The 15,120-nt window shown below is 67.2% G+C and carries 16 protein-coding genes and 1 pseudogene; 9 read left to right on the forward strand and 8 right to left on the reverse strand.

Annotated elements, in window-relative coordinates; translation table 11 throughout:
* Positions 1 to 66 precede the first annotated feature (66 nt).
* Entirely contained in the window at positions 67 to 3,099 is a 3,033-nt protein-coding gene (locus tag AB4Y99_RS19665) for an autotransporter family protein (protein ID WP_441524497.1), read from the reverse strand.
* 309 nt (positions 3,100 to 3,408) lie between these two features.
* Between AB4Y99_RS19665 and AB4Y99_RS19670 the strand changes: the two genes are divergently transcribed.
* Positions 3,409 to 4,770 carry an ABC1 kinase family protein gene (locus tag AB4Y99_RS19670; protein ID WP_441524498.1) on the forward strand — a complete coding sequence of 454 codons (1,362 nt, stop codon included), beginning with the start codon at positions 3,409 to 3,411 and terminating at the stop codon, positions 4,768 to 4,770.
* An 11-nt stretch (positions 4,771 to 4,781) separates the two neighbouring features.
* Here the strand turns inward: AB4Y99_RS19670 and AB4Y99_RS19675 are convergent, their stop codons facing one another.
* A complete protein-coding gene (locus AB4Y99_RS19675; protein WP_441524499.1) occupies positions 4,782 to 5,003 on the reverse strand; it encodes a hypothetical protein in 222 nt (73 codons plus the stop codon).
* A 275-nt stretch (positions 5,004 to 5,278) separates the two neighbouring features.
* Between AB4Y99_RS19675 and AB4Y99_RS19680 the strand changes: the two genes are divergently transcribed.
* From AB4Y99_RS19680 to AB4Y99_RS19700, 5 genes and pseudogenes are all read left to right on the forward strand, one after another.
* On the forward strand, positions 5,279 to 5,563 hold the full coding sequence (locus AB4Y99_RS19680; RefSeq protein WP_038359690.1) for an aa3-type cytochrome c oxidase subunit IV: 285 nt from the start codon (positions 5,279 to 5,281) through the stop codon (positions 5,561 to 5,563).
* Positions 5,564 to 5,599: 36 nt separating this feature from the next.
* On the forward strand, positions 5,600 to 6,739 hold the full coding sequence (locus tag AB4Y99_RS19685; protein WP_441524500.1) for a Re/Si-specific NAD(P)(+) transhydrogenase subunit alpha: 1,140 nt from the start codon (positions 5,600 to 5,602) through the stop codon (positions 6,737 to 6,739).
* A 17-nt stretch (positions 6,740 to 6,756) separates the two neighbouring features.
* Positions 6,757 to 7,191 carry an NAD(P) transhydrogenase subunit alpha part 2 gene (locus tag AB4Y99_RS19690; RefSeq protein ID WP_038359688.1) on the forward strand — a complete coding sequence of 145 codons (435 nt, stop codon included), beginning with the start codon at positions 6,757 to 6,759 and terminating at the stop codon, positions 7,189 to 7,191.
* A 3-nt stretch (positions 7,192 to 7,194) separates the two neighbouring features.
* Positions 7,195 to 8,218 (forward strand): annotated as a pseudogene (locus AB4Y99_RS19695) (NAD(P)(+) transhydrogenase (Re/Si-specific) subunit beta).
* 129 nt (positions 8,219 to 8,347) lie between these two features.
* Positions 8,348 to 9,199, forward strand: a complete 852-nt coding sequence (locus tag AB4Y99_RS19700) for an alpha/beta hydrolase (protein WP_370954521.1) — start codon at positions 8,348 to 8,350, stop codon at positions 9,197 to 9,199.
* Positions 9,200 to 9,255: 56 nt separating this feature from the next.
* Here AB4Y99_RS19700 and AB4Y99_RS19705 read toward each other — a convergent pair whose 3' ends face one another.
* The 5 genes from AB4Y99_RS19705 to AB4Y99_RS19725 all read right to left on the reverse strand — a co-directional run bounded on the left by AB4Y99_RS19705 (position 9,256) and on the right by AB4Y99_RS19725 (position 12,677).
* On the reverse strand, positions 9,256 to 10,113 hold the full coding sequence (locus AB4Y99_RS19705) for a tetratricopeptide repeat protein (RefSeq protein WP_248312782.1): 858 nt from the start codon (positions 10,111 to 10,113) through the stop codon (positions 9,256 to 9,258).
* A gap of 246 nt (positions 10,114 to 10,359) precedes the next feature.
* On the reverse strand, positions 10,360 to 10,593 hold the full coding sequence (gene rpsU, locus AB4Y99_RS19710) for a 30S ribosomal protein S21 (RefSeq protein ID WP_038359685.1): 234 nt from the start codon (positions 10,591 to 10,593) through the stop codon (positions 10,360 to 10,362).
* 167 nt (positions 10,594 to 10,760) lie between these two features.
* Complete coding sequence (locus tag AB4Y99_RS19715; protein ID WP_038359684.1) at positions 10,761 to 11,861, reverse strand: 5-(carboxyamino)imidazole ribonucleotide synthase; 1,101 nt, start codon at positions 11,859 to 11,861, stop codon at positions 10,761 to 10,763.
* Positions 11,858 to 12,358 carry a 5-(carboxyamino)imidazole ribonucleotide mutase gene (gene purE, locus AB4Y99_RS19720; protein WP_038359683.1) on the reverse strand — a complete coding sequence of 167 codons (501 nt, stop codon included), beginning with the start codon at positions 12,356 to 12,358 and terminating at the stop codon, positions 11,858 to 11,860. The genes AB4Y99_RS19715 and purE overlap by 4 nt, the downstream gene beginning before the upstream one ends.
* 100 nt (positions 12,359 to 12,458) lie before the next feature.
* Positions 12,459 to 12,677 (reverse strand): YdcH family protein, encoded by a 219-nt coding sequence (locus AB4Y99_RS19725; protein ID WP_038360360.1) that lies wholly within the window; start codon positions 12,675 to 12,677, stop codon positions 12,459 to 12,461.
* A gap of 229 nt (positions 12,678 to 12,906) precedes the next feature.
* Here AB4Y99_RS19725 and AB4Y99_RS19730 point away from each other — a divergent pair, with 229 nt between their 5' ends.
* The 3 genes from AB4Y99_RS19730 to AB4Y99_RS19740 all read left to right on the forward strand — a co-directional run bounded on the left by AB4Y99_RS19730 (position 12,907) and on the right by AB4Y99_RS19740 (position 14,042).
* Positions 12,907 to 13,095: a YdcH family protein gene (locus AB4Y99_RS19730; protein WP_038359682.1), complete on the forward strand. Its 189-nt coding sequence runs from the start codon at positions 12,907 to 12,909 to the stop codon at positions 13,093 to 13,095.
* A 141-nt stretch (positions 13,096 to 13,236) separates the two neighbouring features.
* Positions 13,237 to 13,497: a GlsB/YeaQ/YmgE family stress response membrane protein gene (locus AB4Y99_RS19735; RefSeq protein ID WP_038359681.1), complete on the forward strand. Its 261-nt coding sequence runs from the start codon at positions 13,237 to 13,239 to the stop codon at positions 13,495 to 13,497.
* Between the two features lie 32 nt (positions 13,498 to 13,529).
* Complete coding sequence (locus AB4Y99_RS19740) at positions 13,530 to 14,042, forward strand: YidB family protein (RefSeq protein ID WP_248311103.1); 513 nt, start codon at positions 13,530 to 13,532, stop codon at positions 14,040 to 14,042.
* Positions 14,043 to 14,084: 42 nt separating this feature from the next.
* Here the strand turns inward: AB4Y99_RS19740 and AB4Y99_RS19745 are convergent.
* On the reverse strand, positions 14,085 to 15,120 hold a 1,036-nt coding region (locus AB4Y99_RS19745; protein WP_441524501.1), incomplete at its 5' end, for an AMP-binding protein.

Here is a 15,120-nt window from a genome sequence, read left to right on the forward strand (position 1 = left end):
TCCGATGAGACGGAGGTCGGGCGTAAGGGATCGTCGACCCTGCGGCGGCCCCCGGGCCGCGAAGGATTACCAGGTCACCTGGAGCCCGACATTGCCCGAGACGCCACGGCTGCGCTCGGAGGAGGCGTTCGTCAGATAGCTCGCCTTGGCAAAGAGGCTGACATTGCTTGCGACCTCCGCGGCGACGCCGCCGCCGATCTCGACAGCCGTCGCGCCGTAGCGCGTGGTGATCAGATTGGCGTCGAACAGGGTTTTGTCGTTGCCGTCGAAGGTATGCCAGAGATCGACGGTGAGATAGGGCCGCACCGGAATCGCCCCCCAGGCGAAACTGCCCTGCAGGCGCGCGCCGATGCGGCCGGAGACGACATTCGCATCGCGGTGGTCGATCGATGAGAACAGGTCGTTCGCCCGGTCGAGCATCGACCGCTGCCAGACGAGCTGTGCCTGCGGCTCCAGCACGAGGCCGGCGCCGAGCGCGATCGGATAGCCGCCCTCGATCGACCCGGTGAGGACCGAGCCCGTCGCATCCGCCTTCAGGCCGCGGTCCGAGCGCGGATTGCCGTCGAGCCAGCTATGCATCGCGACCGCGTCGACATACCAGCCGCTTGGGCCGATATGGGTCCAGTAGCCGCCGAGGCTGTAGCTGTTGAGCGAGAGCTTGCCGGCCCGCGCGCGGAGTTGCCCGAGCGCGAAGCCGCGGGTGTCGCCTTCGGCCCGGCCGTAGCCGAAGAACAGGCCGAAGCGGTCGCGATGCCCGTCCGGCCTGTCGATGCCGTAGAGGTCGAGACCGGTCTGGAGCCCGACGATATTGCCCTTGAACTCCGGGCTGACGGTACCGGACTGCGCCTGTTCGCGATGCTCGCCGAAGATGCGGCCCCAGGCGGCCGAGCTCTGCTCGCCGCGGTTCAGCAGATACTGGTCGCCCCGGCGCTGGTGGAAGGTGCCGAGCGTGSTCAGCGCGACCATGCGGGCCGTGGATGGCGTCAGCGTGTTGGCGGCGACCTCGGGCCGATAGAGCGGTACGGTCGCACCTGCCGGGGCCGGCGCGACGGCGGGCATGCCGGGCGCCTGCTGCGGTACAGGCGGTTCAGGCACCCCGGGAGGAGTAGGTGTTGCAGGCGCCGCGGGAGGGGCGGTCGAGCGCAGATACCAGTTCTGCTCGCTGCCCGGCGTCACGCCGCCATGATACAGCAGATATTCGAAGGCGCCGGCGGCGATCGGCCCCGCTTGCGTGAAGGCTCCTGCGGTGGTCGCGCCGTTAACGGCACTGATCACCTCGATGCCGTTGCCAAGCGTCAGGGCGCCAGGGCCGCCCAGATTGACGACGCCAATGGCCGTGCTCCCATTGGCCGTGCCGTTGGAGATGATCAGCCGGTCGGAGGGGGAGGCGCTGTCGCCGAGGACGGTCTGAAGGCTGAGCCTGCCGTTCTGGCCGGTATAGTTGCCGAGGATGGTGAGGCTGTCCGTCGCCGCTGCGGGCCCGTTGGTGAGATCGATCAGGCCGGCATTGGTCACGGTCGCGAGCTGCCCGGCCGTGAACGGCACGATGGCGTGGCTGCCATTGCCGGCGAAGACCGTGCTGGTCGCATCCACCGTCAGCGTTCCGGTTCCCGTGCCCGCGTCGCCGAGCGTGAGCGTGCTGGCGAAGGTCAGGCGGGAGTTGTTCGTCAGCTCGATCAGCTCCCAGTTGATGAAGCGGGCGACGCCTGTGGCGCTTGTGTTCACCCAGGTCAGACGGTCGGTCCCGGTGCCGCCGTCGATCACGGCCGTCGGCACCAGATTGGCGTCCGTCAGGTTGGTGAAGATGGCGGTGTCGTTGCCGGCGCCGAGCTGGAAGCCCGAGGACAGCACGCCGCCGCCATTCCAGTTGACGATGTCGCTGCCGTTGCCGCTGATGAGCGCGCCGGCGACGGTGCCGCCGCTGACGTTGAAGACGTTGTTGCCGTTGCCGAAATTGACGAAACCGCCGATCGAGCCGCCCGAGAGGTTGAGCGTGTCGTTGTTCTGCGCTGCCAGGATGTTGCCGACGACCGTGCCGCCCGACATGGTCASSACATTGTTGGCGAGCGTCATGTYSATCGAGCCGATCTGGCCGCCGGTGAYCGTSACGAAGTCRCCYTCGTTCAGSCCACCGGTGATGACGCCGCCGGAMAYCGTCGCGAARTCGAGYTCGCCGCCCTGATCGACCGAGCCGTTGATCGTGCCGCCGGTCATGATGAAGGTGTCGACGCCGTCGCCAAGGCCGCTGCCCTGGTCGAGATTCCCGTTCAGGGTGCCGCCGCGCATGATGAAGGTGTCGTTATTGTTGCCCTGGCTGGCATTGCCGTTGATGGTTCCGGCGTTGTCGATCGTGAGCCTGTCATTGCCAGAGCTGAGGATCGCGCCGTTGATGGTTCCGCTGGCCAGATTGGTGACGGTGTAGACACCGTTCCCGGCGAAGTTGAGCGCGGCTCCCGTGCCGCCATTGATCTGGGCGGCGCTGCCGCCGACGCCGTTGGTGATGGCGATGGTCTGTGCCGCGCCGGCGGCGCCTGTGCCGGCTGCGATGCCGTCGGTCGTTCCCTGGATGATGCCGCTGTTGTCGATCACCAGCGCCCGCGCCGCGGCGCCCGCCGCGAAGGTCTGGCTGATGCCCGCGCCAGCGCCGCCTGCCGCCGTGCCGGCGATCGTGGCGCCGGCATTGTTGACGATCCGGATCGTCGAGGCCGCATTGCCCTGCAGGATCGCGATGCCGGTCGCGGCACCTGCTCCGGTGTTCGTCGCGGATATCGTGCCGAAATTATTGAAGAGATTGCTTCCCGCGCCGGTCCCCGAGGAAAAGCTCAGGCCGGTGAAAGCTCCCGCGCCATTGCCCGTCGCGACGATGGAGCCGTTGTTGTTCAGCGTGTTCGCGAAGGTGTTGGTCCCGAATGTCAGCGCCTGGCCGCTCGGGGCCTGCTGGATCGTCGCGCCGGGGTTGACGTTAACGGTGACCGGCACGCCTGCAGGTGCCGCGAATCCGTCAGGGTCGGTGCCCGAACAGGAGACCGTCGCGCCCGCGCCGGGCGGGTCTGGCAAGCATTGCGCCTGAACCGGCAGCGCCGCGAGGAGGCCGCTCATACCAGCCGCCAGGGCGACGGGGCTGCTTTCCAAGAACGGAAGCCGGAAACGCCGCTTCCTCAGCCGCGCATCACACGCCTGGACTTGTCCAGACCGTTCGGTGCCAGAGCATCGCCGCATGCTCGCCTCACATCCGCTATCCTGCACGCAAGATGCAGTGCGAATCGCTCGCAGGCAACCAAAGCGCGAGCATCAGCGTCGTGCTTCGGTGGCAACCGTCTCCAAAAAGTTAAAAGGCGTGGTGGGCTTGGTCGCGGCGGTGGCGATCCCTAGATGGCTGTTATTGATCGAGCCGAACCCGAGAGACCGATGTCCGAACGCGATAGCGAAGCCAACCGATTCTCCGCCCGCGCGGCACGCTATGCCCGGGTGGGCGCGAATGTCGGCGGGGTGGCGGCCCGGATCGCGGGCGCGCGGCTCTTCGGCGTCGAGGGGCGCGACGCCACCAATGCCGAGGCGCTGGCCAAGGCGCTGGGCGGGCTGAAGGGCCCGATCATGAAGGTGGCGCAGCTCGTCGCCACCATTCCCGACGTGGTGCCGCCGGAATATGCCGCCGAGCTGCAGAAGCTGCAGTCGCAGGCGCCGCCGATGGGCGCAGCCTTCGTCAAGCGCCGGATGATGGCCGAGCTCGGCGCCAATTGGCGCGAGCGCTTCGGCGAATTCGACCTCAAGCCGGCGGCGGCCGCTTCACTGGGGCAGGTGCATCGCGCGACGACGCTGGAAGGCACCCCGCTCGCCTGCAAGCTGCAATATCCCGACATGGAATCGGCGGTGGAGGCCGACATCGCCCAGCTCGAGGTGCTGTTCTCGCTGCACCGGCGCATGGGCGCGGTGATCGACACCAGCGAGATCGCCAAGGAGATCGGCGCCCGCGTCCGCGAGGAGCTCGATTACAAGCGCGAAGCCAAGCATGCCGCGCTCTATCAGGCGATCCTGGCGGAGACGCCGCAAGTGCGCGTGCCGGCTCTGGAGCCGGCGCTCTCGACCCGGCGGCTGCTGACCATGCACTGGCTCGACGGCAGTCCGATCCTCTCGCACAAGCAGGACGGGCAGGCGGTGCGCGACCGCATCTCGACCGCGATGTTCAAGGCCTGGTGGCGGCCCTTCAGCCATCACGGCGTCATCCATGGCGACCCGCATCTCGGGAACTACACGGTGTTTTCGGAGGGCGGCGAGCCGCAGGGCATCAACCTGCTCGACTATGGCTGCATCCGCATCTTCCCACCTTCATTCGTCGGTGGCGTGGTCGACCTCTATCGCGGCCTGCAGCAGGGCGATGATGCCCGCGTCGTCCATGCCTATGAGACCTGGGGCTTCAAGGGGCTGACCAAGGACCTCGTCGACACCCTGAATATCTGGGCGCGCTTCATCTACGGGCCTCTGCTGGAGGATCGTGTCAGGCGCATCGCCGAGGGCGTCAGCCCGGCCGAGTATGGCCGCAAGCAGGCCTTCCAGGTGCATCAGGCGCTGAAGGCGCGGGGGCCGGTGACGGTGCCGCGCGAATTCGTCTTCATGGACCGGGCCGCGATCGGGCTCGGCGGCGTCTTCCTGCATCTCGACGCCGAATTGAATTTCCACCGGCTGTTCGAGGCGGAGATCGAGGGGTTCACGGTGGAGGGCGTCGCCGAGCGGCAGCACGCGGCGTTGGTCGAGGTCGGGTTGAAGCCCTAGGCTCGCGCGGCTCAGTCGCCACCACCGCCGCAATCGCCGCCRCCGCTGTCGTCGCCGAAGCCTCCGGCTCCTTCGTCACCGCCGCCGGAGGTGCGGCGCCAGGCCGCGATGTCCTCCTCGTCGCGCTTGGTCTGCTCGCGCGCCTCGGCGAACCAGCGCCTGGCCTTCTCGTGCAGGGCAGGGTTGAGCGCGAAGGGATCAGCCCCTTCGGTATCCTTGCGCGGGTCGTCCACGAAAAGCGCCTCCCTTCGATTGCGAGAATTTAGCCGAATCCAGGGGGAGTCGTCCTCGCCGTCGCCGAAATGGCGTTAATCGCGGTCGCACGCAGGTTGTGAACTGCGCATGGATGGCGTTGTTAAATCGATTTAAATTTCGTATTTTCACGGAAACTGGACAGAAGGCCGCGAGGGCGCGGTTCATTTCACCAGCGCGTAACGCTGCCGCGTTGCCCGTCCGTCACGGGTGCGCTACAGGCTAGAGAGACTGTGTCTTTTTCAGGATCGAGACCATGGCCGACCACGCCCATCACGCCGACATTCCCGCGATGGACTATCCCGAGCATGAGCGCACTTATGGCGGCTTCGTGCACATGGCCGAAGTCGGCACGGTGGCCTGCCTCGCCATCGTCGCGGTGCTCGCGGTTGGCGGCACCAAGCACGCCTGGGGTACCGCTCTTGTTGGCACGCTCCTCACGGTGATCGGAACCGGCGTCGGCATCGCCTCGGAGAAGATCTCCTGGCGCGCGCCGCTTGTGGCGCTCGTGCTGATGCTGCTCGCGCTGCTCCTCTACTGATCCGCTTCCCGTAACGCCGGAAAGGCCTGCCCCGCCATGCGCATTGCTGTCCCAGCCGAAACGCAAGGGGCGGAGACCCGCGTCGCCGCGACGCCGGAAACCGTCCGCAAGTTCAAGGGCCTCGGCGCCGAGATCGTCGTCGAGACCGGCGCCGGCAAAGCCTCCGGCATCCTCGATGCCGATTACGAGGCGGCGGGCGCGACGATTGCGAAGACGGCGACGGAGGCGCTTGCCGGGGCGAATATCGTGCTGAAGGTGCGTCGTCCGGGCGAGGGTGAGATCGCCGGGCTGCCGGCGGGCGCGCTCGTCATCGCGACGATGGACCCTTACGGCAATGAGGCACAGGTCGAGGCGCTGGCCAAGGCCAATGTCGCCGCCTTCGCCATGGAGTTCATGCCGCGCATCACCCGTGCGCAGGTGATGGACGTGCTCTCCTCGCAGGCCAACCTCGCTGGCTACCGCGCCGTGATCGACGGCGCTGCCGAATACGGCCGCGCGCTGCCGATGATGATGACGGCGGCGGGCACCGTGCCGGCCGCGAAGATCTTCGTGATGGGCGTCGGCGTCGCCGGCCTGCAGGCGATCGCGACCGCGCGTCGCCTCGGCGCGATCGTGACCGCGACCGATGTGCGCCCCGCCACCAAGGAGCAGGTCGAGTCGCTCGGCGCCAAGTTCCTCGCCGTCGAGGACGAGGAGTTCAAGCAGGCGCAGACGGCCGGCGGCTACGCCAAGGAGATGTCCAAGGAATACCAGGCCAAGCAAGCGGAACTGACCGCCAGCCACATCGCCAAGCAGGACATCGTTATCACCACTGCGCTGATCCCGGGCCGCCCGGCGCCGAAGCTGATCTCGGCGGCGATGGTCGAGAGCATGAAACCCGGCTCCGTCATCGTCGATCTCGCCGTCGAGCGCGGCGGCAACTGCGAGCTGGCCAAGCCCGGCGAAGTCGTCGTCACGCCGAACGGCGTCAAGATCGTCGGCCATCTCAACGTGCCGGGCCGGCTCGCCGCAACCTCTTCGGCGCTCTACGCCAAGAACCTCTATGCCTTCGTCGARACGCTGATCGACAAGGCCGAGAAGAAGCTCGCRGTGAACTGGGACGACGAGCTGGTGAAGGCGACCGCCCTGACGAAGGACGGCGCCGTCATCCATCCGAATTTCGCGCCGAAGGCCTGAGCGAAGGAATTCCGACCATGGCAAATCCCTCTCCCGAACAGGCCATCGAAAGCGCCCGCAACGCCGCGGCGCTGGCCAGGCAGGCGGCCGAGCTCGCCGAGCGCTATGCCGACCAGGCGGCGGCGGCGGCCAGCATCGCCACCGGCGGCGTCGATCCGACGATCTTCCGCCTCGCCATCTTCGTGCTCGCSGTCTTCGTCGGCTACTACGTCGTCTGGTCGGTGACGCCGGCRCTGCACACGCCGCTGATGTCSGTSACCAACGCGATCTCCTCGGTCATCGTCGTCGGCGCGCTGCTCGCCGTCGGCGTCGAGGCTCTTCCGGCGCTCGGCGACGGGCCGATCTGGGCCAAGATCTTCGGCTTCGTCGCCCTCGTGCTCGCCTCGGTGAACATCTTCGGCGGCTTCCTCGTCACCGAGCGCATGCTCGCGATGTACAAGAAGAAGGGCTGACGCATGGCCGCCAACCTCTCAGCCCTGCTCTACGTCGTTTCCGGCGTCCTGTTCATCATGGCTCTGCGGGGCCTGTCGCATCCGACCAGCTCCCGCCAGGGCAACCGCTACGGCATGATCGGCATGGGGCTCGCCATCCTGACGACGGTGGTGTTCTTCCCGCCGTCAGGCTTCTCGGGCTGGCTGCTCGTCATCCTCGGCATCGCTATCGGCGGCGGCATCGGCGCCTTCATGGCCAAGCGCGTGCAGATGACGCAGATGCCGCAGCTCGTCGCCTTCTTCCACTCGCTGGTCGGCCTCGCCGCCGTGCTGGTGGCGGCTGCGGCGCTCTATGCGCCGGAGGCCTTCGGCATCGGCCATGTCGGCTCGATCCACGGCGCGAGCCTGTTCGAGATGGCGCTCGGCGTCGCGATCGGCGCGGTTACCTTCACCGGCTCGATCATCGCCTTCCTCAAGCTCGACGGGCGCATGAGCGGCAAGCCGATCATGCTGCCGCAGCGCCATGGCATCAATATCGGCCTCGCCATCGCGCTCGTCGTCCTGCTGGCGATCTTCATCAAGACCGAGAGCCACGGCGTCTTCTGGCTGATCGTGCTGGTTTCGCTGGTGCTCGGCGTGCTGCTGATCGTGCCGATCGGCGGCGCGGACATGCCGGTCGTCGTGTCCATGCTGAACTCCTATTCCGGCTGGGCCGCCGCCGGTGCTGCTGGCCGAGGCCAACGTGCCCTATGACGAGGTCTTCGAGCTCGAGGACATCAACTCGGAATTCGGCCAAGCCGACGTCGCCTTCGTCATCGGCGCCAACGACGTCACCAACCCGGCGGCGAAGACCGATCCGCAATCGCCGATCTACGGCATGCCGATCCTCGACGTCGAGAAGGCCAAGACGGTGCTGTTCATCAAGCGCGGCATGGGCTCCGGCTATGCGGGCGTCGAGAACGAGCTGTTCTTCAAGCCCAACACCATGATGCTGTTCGGCGACGCCAAGAAGGTCACCGACGAGATCGTCAAGGCGCTGGCGCACTGAAGGACCCGCAAAAGCGGGCGCCGCTTTTGCGATGAGGGCTGTTCGAGACCAAACCCGCGCGCCGTCATCGGAATGCTGCAATGGGCCGGCTTGATCGCCGGCCCCTTTGCTTTCCGGATCCCCCGCCCGATGCTTCTGCGCCTGACCAGGATTGTGCTGCTGTTGGCGCTGGCGGCCTATCTCGCCACGCTCGGCCTGCTTTATGCCTACCAGCGCGACCTGGTCTTTCCGCTCAATCCGGCGAAGGCGGATATCGCCTCGGCGGGACTTCCGGCGGCCGAGGAGGTGTCGGTGACGACCGCCGATGGCGAGCGGCTCGTCGCCTGGGCGGTGGCGCCGCGGGGCGACAAGCCGGTGCTGCTCTATTTCCAGGGCAATGCCGGCAATCTCGGCGGGCGGGGCCGTGCAGAGAGGCTGAGGGCGCTGACCGCGGACGGGACCGGTCTTTTCGCGATCAGCTATCGCGGCTATGGCGGCTCGACCGGCAGCCCGAGCGAGGAGGGCCTGCAGCAGGATGCCCGGGCCGCCTATGCGGCGGCGGCGCAGCGCTACGGGGCCGACCGGCTGATAGGCTATGGCGAGTCGCTGGGAACCGGCGTGGTGCTGAAGCTCGCGGCCGAGAGGCCGCTCAAGGCGGTGGTGCTGGAGGCCCCCTATCTTTCGGCGCTGGCGGTGGCCGAGGCGCGCTATCCCTATCTGCCGCTCGGTCCCTTCATGCGAGACCCTTTCCGCTCGGACACGGTCATCGAGGAGATCAACGCACCGCTGCTGGTCATGCATGGCGAGCGCGACGGCGTCATTCCCATCGCCCAGGGGCAGGCGCTCTACGATCTCGCCAAGCCGCCCAAGCGCTTCCTGCGCTTCCCGGAGGGCCGGCATGCGGACCTGCCGGACCATGGCGCGATTCCGGAAGTGCGGCGCTTTCTGGCGGATGTCGCGCAGGGGCAATTCAGCGGAGCGCAGGTCCGGACCGTACCATGACAAAGGCCGCCGGATCCGATCCGGCGGCCTCGATCTTCACAGCGCTTCGCCCGCGCTCAGCTCCTGAAGAGACCGCCGCCGCCACCGCCGCCGAGGCGGGACTGGCCGGCGCGGGCCTGGGCATTGTTGCCGTCTAGGCTGAGCGCGCGCTGATAAGCCTGCTGTGCTTCGGATCTCTGGCCGAGCTTCTCCTGGGCGAAGCCACGGCCGGCCCAGGCATCGGCGTTGCGGTTGTCGACATTGAGGGCTGCGGTGAAGTCCTCCAGCGCGGCATCGTATTTGCCGAGCGCGTTCAGGCTCTGGCCGCGCGCCACATAGGGCGGGGCGGTGTAGGGGTTGCGGTCGATCACCGAGTCGAAATCGGTGACGGCGTGCTGGTGCTGGCCTTCCTTCTGATAGACGAGGCCGCGCGAATGGAACGCTTCGGGCGATTCCGGGTTCAGCCGGATCGCGGTGTTGAGGTCGCTGAGCGCCTGCTGCAGGTTGCCTTGCTGGCGCAGCAGATTGGCGCGGGCGACATAGGCCGGCCCGTAATTGGGATTGACGGTGGTGGCCTTGTTGAAATCGGCCATGGCCGCATCGTTGCGACCGCTCTGGCGCAGGGCCAGGCCGCGATTCGTATAAGCCGAGGCGAGGTTCGGATCGAGCTGGACCGCCTTGGTGAAATCGCCGATCGCGTCCGAGAAGCGGCCGATGCGGGCATAGGCGGCGCCGCGGGTGTTGTAGGCGCCGGGATCGTTCTGGTTGCGGCTGATGACCTCGCTCAGCGAGCCGATATTGACGCTGGCATCAGCGTTGTCGCTGGTGTCGAGCACGGCGACGGCTGGCTGGGAGGAGAGGCCGGATACGCTGTCGCATCCAGCCAGAGCCACCGCCATGCCAGCGGCCGCCAGCCAATAACTGCCTCGGATCATGCTTCGCCTCATCGATCTCGGCCTCATCGGTCTCGTGCTTCGTCTGCCGCTGAGTCCCAAGCCTCAGGCCCGGGCTCCTTGCGGCGTGATCGCGCTCCCCAGCCRAACAGCGCCTCGTCAGACAAGACGCCCCAAACCCGCCAAAACTTGGTTAACTCCGGCAAAAAACAAGAGCGCCCGGAGCGGACTCCAGGCGCCTGTCATTCTCGGACCCGCCCAGCGCCGCACAAGGCGGCTTGGCCAGGCTCAGGGGCGCTTCGGCTTCACCGGCGCGGGCAGGAGGCCTTCGCGCTGCAGCTTCTTGCGGACCAGCTTCCGGGCGCGGCGGACGGCCTCGGCCTTCTCGCGCGCCTTCTTCTCGGAAGGCTTCTCGTAATGGCCGCGGAGCTTCATCTCGCGGAAAATGCCTTCGCGCTGCATCTTCTTCTTGAGGGCGCGGAGAGCCTGGTCGACATTGTTGTCGCGAACGAGAACCTGCACGTGAAACGTCCGTCCTTAGCGGGTTGATCCAAAAATACGGGCCGGCGATGCCGCATGCGGATCGCTCGAAGGTTCGTGCGGATAACAGAATTCGATTTGGCTGTCCACGGCGCGATGCCGCGAAAATGCAGCCGTGGCACGCTTTTTCGCCGGATCGGGGCGAGCGCTCAGCCGCGCTCGGACAAAACCCGGGTGACATGGCCCATCTTGCGGCCCGGACGAGCGTCGCGCTTGCCGTAGAGATGCAGATGCGCGCCGGGCTCGGCGAGGATCTCGCGCCAGCGCAAAGCGGCGTCGCCGATCAGGTTCTCCATCTCGACGCGGCCGCGCAGCGCGGCGGAGCCGAGCGGAAAGCCGCAGACGGCGCGAACATGCTGATGGAACTGCGAGGTCTCGGCGCCCTCGCTGGTCCAGTGCCCGGAATTATGCACGCGCGGGGCGATCTCGTTGACGATGACGCGCTCGGTGCCGCCATCCTCCAGCACGAACATCTCGACGGCGAAGACGCCGACATAGCCGAGCGCCTCGCCGATCCGACGCGCCGCATCGATGGCGGCGTCGGAGGCCGTCCTGCCGAGCTTCGCCGGCACGCGGGTGAAGGCGAGGATATGATCGCGATGCTCGTTCTCGCAGACGTCGAAGGCGGCGAACGCGCCGTCGAGCCCGCGCGCGGCGACGACCGAGACCTCGCGCTCGAAGGGCACGAAACCTTCGAGGATCGCGGGAAAGCGGCCGATCGCCTCATAGGCCTCGGCGAGGTCGGTGCCGGGAGCGATCTTGACCTGCCCCTTGCCGTCATAGCCGAAGCGGCGTGTCTTCAGGATCGAGGGGCGGCCGAGCGCGGCGACGGCGGCCTCGAGATCGGCCAGCGAATCGACGGCGCGAAACGGCGCGACGGCGAGGCCGAGATCGGCGACGAAGCTTTTCTCGCTCAGCCGGTCCTGCGTCACGGCAAGCGCGCGGGCTCCGGGATGCAGCGGCGTGCGCGCGGCGAGGAAGGCGGCGGTCGCCGCCGGCACGTTCTCGAATTCATAGGTCACGACGTCGACGGCGTCGGCGAAGTTGGCGAGGGCCGCTTCGTCGTCATAATCGGCGACGGTATGGCGGGTGGCCACGTCGAAGGCCGGGCTGTCCGCCTCCGGTGCGAAGACATGGCAGCGTATGCCGAGATCGGCGGCGGCGAGCGCCATCATCCGGGCGAGCTGCCCGCCGCCGAGGATGCCGAGCATGGCGCCCGGCGCGAGGCCGGTCGGAACAGGCGCGCTCATGCCTCGTCCCGATTCGGGCGCTCGGCGATGCCGGCGCTCTGGCGGGCGCGATAGGCCTCGAGACGTTCCGCCAGGGCCTCGTCCGAGAGCGCGAGCACGGCGGCCGCCAGGAGCGCGGCATTGACCGCGCCGGCACGGCCGATGGCGAGGGTGCCGACCGGGATGCCGGCGGGCATCTGCACGATGGAGAGCAGGCTGTCCTGCCCCGAAAGCGCCTTGGATTCGACGGGGACGCCGAAGACCGGCAGCGGCGTCAGCGAGGCGGTCATCCCCGGCAGATGGGCGGCGCCGCCGGCACCGGCGATCACCACCTTGAAGCCTTCGGCCTTGGCGCCCTTGGCGAAGGAAAACAGCCGGTCCGGCGTGCGATGGGCCGAGACGATGCGGGCGTCATAGGGGATGGCGAGGGCGTCGAGCGCTTCGGCAGCATGACGCATCGTCGCCCAGTCGGACTGGCTGCCCATGATGATGGCGACGGGTGGGCTGGTCTTGGCCATGGATGCGCTCGGGCTTCGCCTTGGGAAGCGCGCGATCTAGACTGCCCGGCGCCCGATAAGCAAGGGCGAATCGGGCCTGGCGCCCATCGAATCGCCGTGCTCAGGCGATGATGTCGGGCGTCAGCGCATCCTCGATCTGCGAAATGCGGTCCTTCAGGTAGAGCTTGCGCTTCTTCAGCCGCTGCACCTGGATCTGGTTGATCGCGCCGACCCGCTCCAGCGCGTCGATGGCGCTGTCGAGATCGCGGTGCTCCTCGCGCAGCCGCGCCAGCTCCGCGGTGAAGGTCTCGACCTCTTCCGGGCTGAGCTCGAATCCCATGGCCATCTCATCATCGCCGCACTTGGCCGCGACTATGCCTTCGCCGCGATGCGCCTCGCAAGAGCGCGTGTCGCTGCCCAAGCCTCCGGGAGCCTTCTATTCACGGCTTCCGGGAAGGGAGCCGGAGTTGATCACAGAATCTCATGAATGCCGTGTGACAGTGCAGGGCAGACGTGAAGCCGGCTTTCTGTCAGATTGGTACGTCAACTGTTCATCAGGAGGATCCCAGATGTCGTTGCAGACCCGTCTTGTCGAACTCGAGCGCAAGCATCGCCAACTCGAGGACGCGATCGCCCGAGCCGTGGCGAGCCCTTCCTCCAGCGACCTCAGCGTGGCCGAGCTCAAGCGGAAGAAGTTGCAACTGAAGGATGAGATCGAACGCGTAAGGCTGACCATGCCGGGGCGAACCCTGCACTGAGACGACATTCCGCTTCGCCCGCGGGGCGTTACATGGATGCGGACTCGAACCGGCCCGAAAGGGCCGGTTCTTTTTTGCGCTATGGAACCTTCCCGGGATGTCGCATGTTGAAGCGTGGCGTTTCAACATGGGAGGGATAGCATGGGCATTATCTGGACCATCATCATCGGCTTTGTCGCCGGGATCATCGCCAAGTTCATCACGCCGGGCTCGAACGAGCCGTCCGGCTTCATTCTGACAACAATTCTCGGCATCGTCGGCGCCTTCGTGGCGACCTATCTCGGTCAATCGCTCGGCTGGTATGCGCCGGGGCAGGGGGCAGGGCTGGTCGGCGCGGTGATCGGCGCCGTCATCGTCCTGTTGGTTTGGGCGATGATCAATGGCCGCCGCGGTTCTGTCTGATCCTGATCGAGTCCAGAAAAGGAGTTCCTGCCATGAGCAATGACAACGGGACCAGCAGCGGTTTTCCGTCGATGACGGCCCTGCTTGGGCTGCTCGCCGTCGCGGGCTACCAGCATCGCGACCAGATTTCGGAGTGGATCAGCAACAAGATGGGCGGCGGGCAGGGCGCCGCTCCGCCGGCCCCGGGGCAGGCGGGGGCCGCGCCCGGTCAGCAGCAGGCTGGCGGTGGCCTTCTCGGTAGCTTGGGCGGCTTGCTCGGCGCTGGCGGCGCCGGAGCGATCCTGAACAGCGGCCTTGGCGAGCTGGTCGACCGCTTCAACCAATCCGGGCAGGGCGACAAGGCCAATTCCTGGGTCGGGACGGGCCCCAACCAGGATGTCGCGCCGGGCGATCTCGAGCAGGCGCTGGGACCGGAGGTGCTCGACGCCATCGCCAAGCAGACCGGCCTCTCGCGCGAGGACCTGCTGGCCCGGCTCTCGAAAGTCCTGCCCGATGCGGTCGATCGCTATACGCCGGGCGGCAATCTCGGCAGCGCCAGGGGCTGAACGCTCCGGACGTAAGAGACATYGCCATGGCAGTGGCGCGGGCTAGAGGGCCCGCGCCATTTCGCGCAGGCGGAATTTCTGGATCTTGCCGGTCGAGGTCTTGGGGATCTCGGTGAAGATCACGGTCCTCGGGCATTTGAACGAGGCCAGATGCTGCTTGCACCAGGCGATCAGCTCCGCCTCGGTCGCGGGCCTRCCCGGCTTGAGCTCGATGAAGGCGCAGGGCCTCTCGCCCCATTTCTCGTCAGGCCGGGCGACGACCGCGGCGGCCTGCACGGCCGGATGCTTGTAGAGCGCATCCTCGACCTCGATCGAGGAGATGTTCTCGCCGCCGGAGATGATGATGTCCTTGGAGCGGTCCTTGAGCTGGATGTAGCCGTCGGGATAGCGCACGCCGAGGTCGCCGGTGTGGAACCAGCCGCCAGCAAAGGCGGCGCCGGTCGATCGCGGGTTCTTCAAATAGCCCTTCATCACGACGTTGCCGCGCATCATCACCTCGCCGAGYGTCTGGCCGTCGCGCGGGACGGGCTGCATCGTGTCGGGATCGAGCACGTCGAGCCCCTCCAATGCGGGATAACGCACGCCCTGGCGGGCTTTCTTCGCGGCCTGCTCGGCCGGGGGGAGCGTGTCCCAGTCGTCGTTCCACTCATTGACCACGGCCGGGCCATAGCACTCGGTCAGCCCGTAGAGATGGGTGACCTCGAAGCCGGCCTGTTTCATGCCGGCGAGCACCGCTTCGGGCGGCGGGGCGGCGGCGGTGAAGAAGGAAACGGTCTGCGGGAAGTCGCGGCGCTCCTCTTCCGGGGCGTTGAGCAGCGTCGACATCACGATCGGCGCGCCGCAGAGATGGGTCACGCCATGGTCGGCGAGCGCGTCATACATCGCCTTGGCCCGGACCTGGCGCAGGCAGACATGGGTGCCGGCGACGATCGAGATCGTCCAGGGGAAGCACCAGCCGTTGCAGTGGAACATCGGCAGCGTCCAGAGATAGACCGGATGGCGGCCGAGATTGCCGGTGATGACATTGGAGGTGGCGAGCAGATTGGCGCCGCGATGGTGATAGACCACGCCCTTGGGG

It is taken from the genome of Allobosea sp. TAB14, assembly GCF_052113865.1.
Taxonomy (GTDB): domain Bacteria; phylum Pseudomonadota; class Alphaproteobacteria; order Rhizobiales; family Beijerinckiaceae; genus Allobosea; species Allobosea spartocytisi.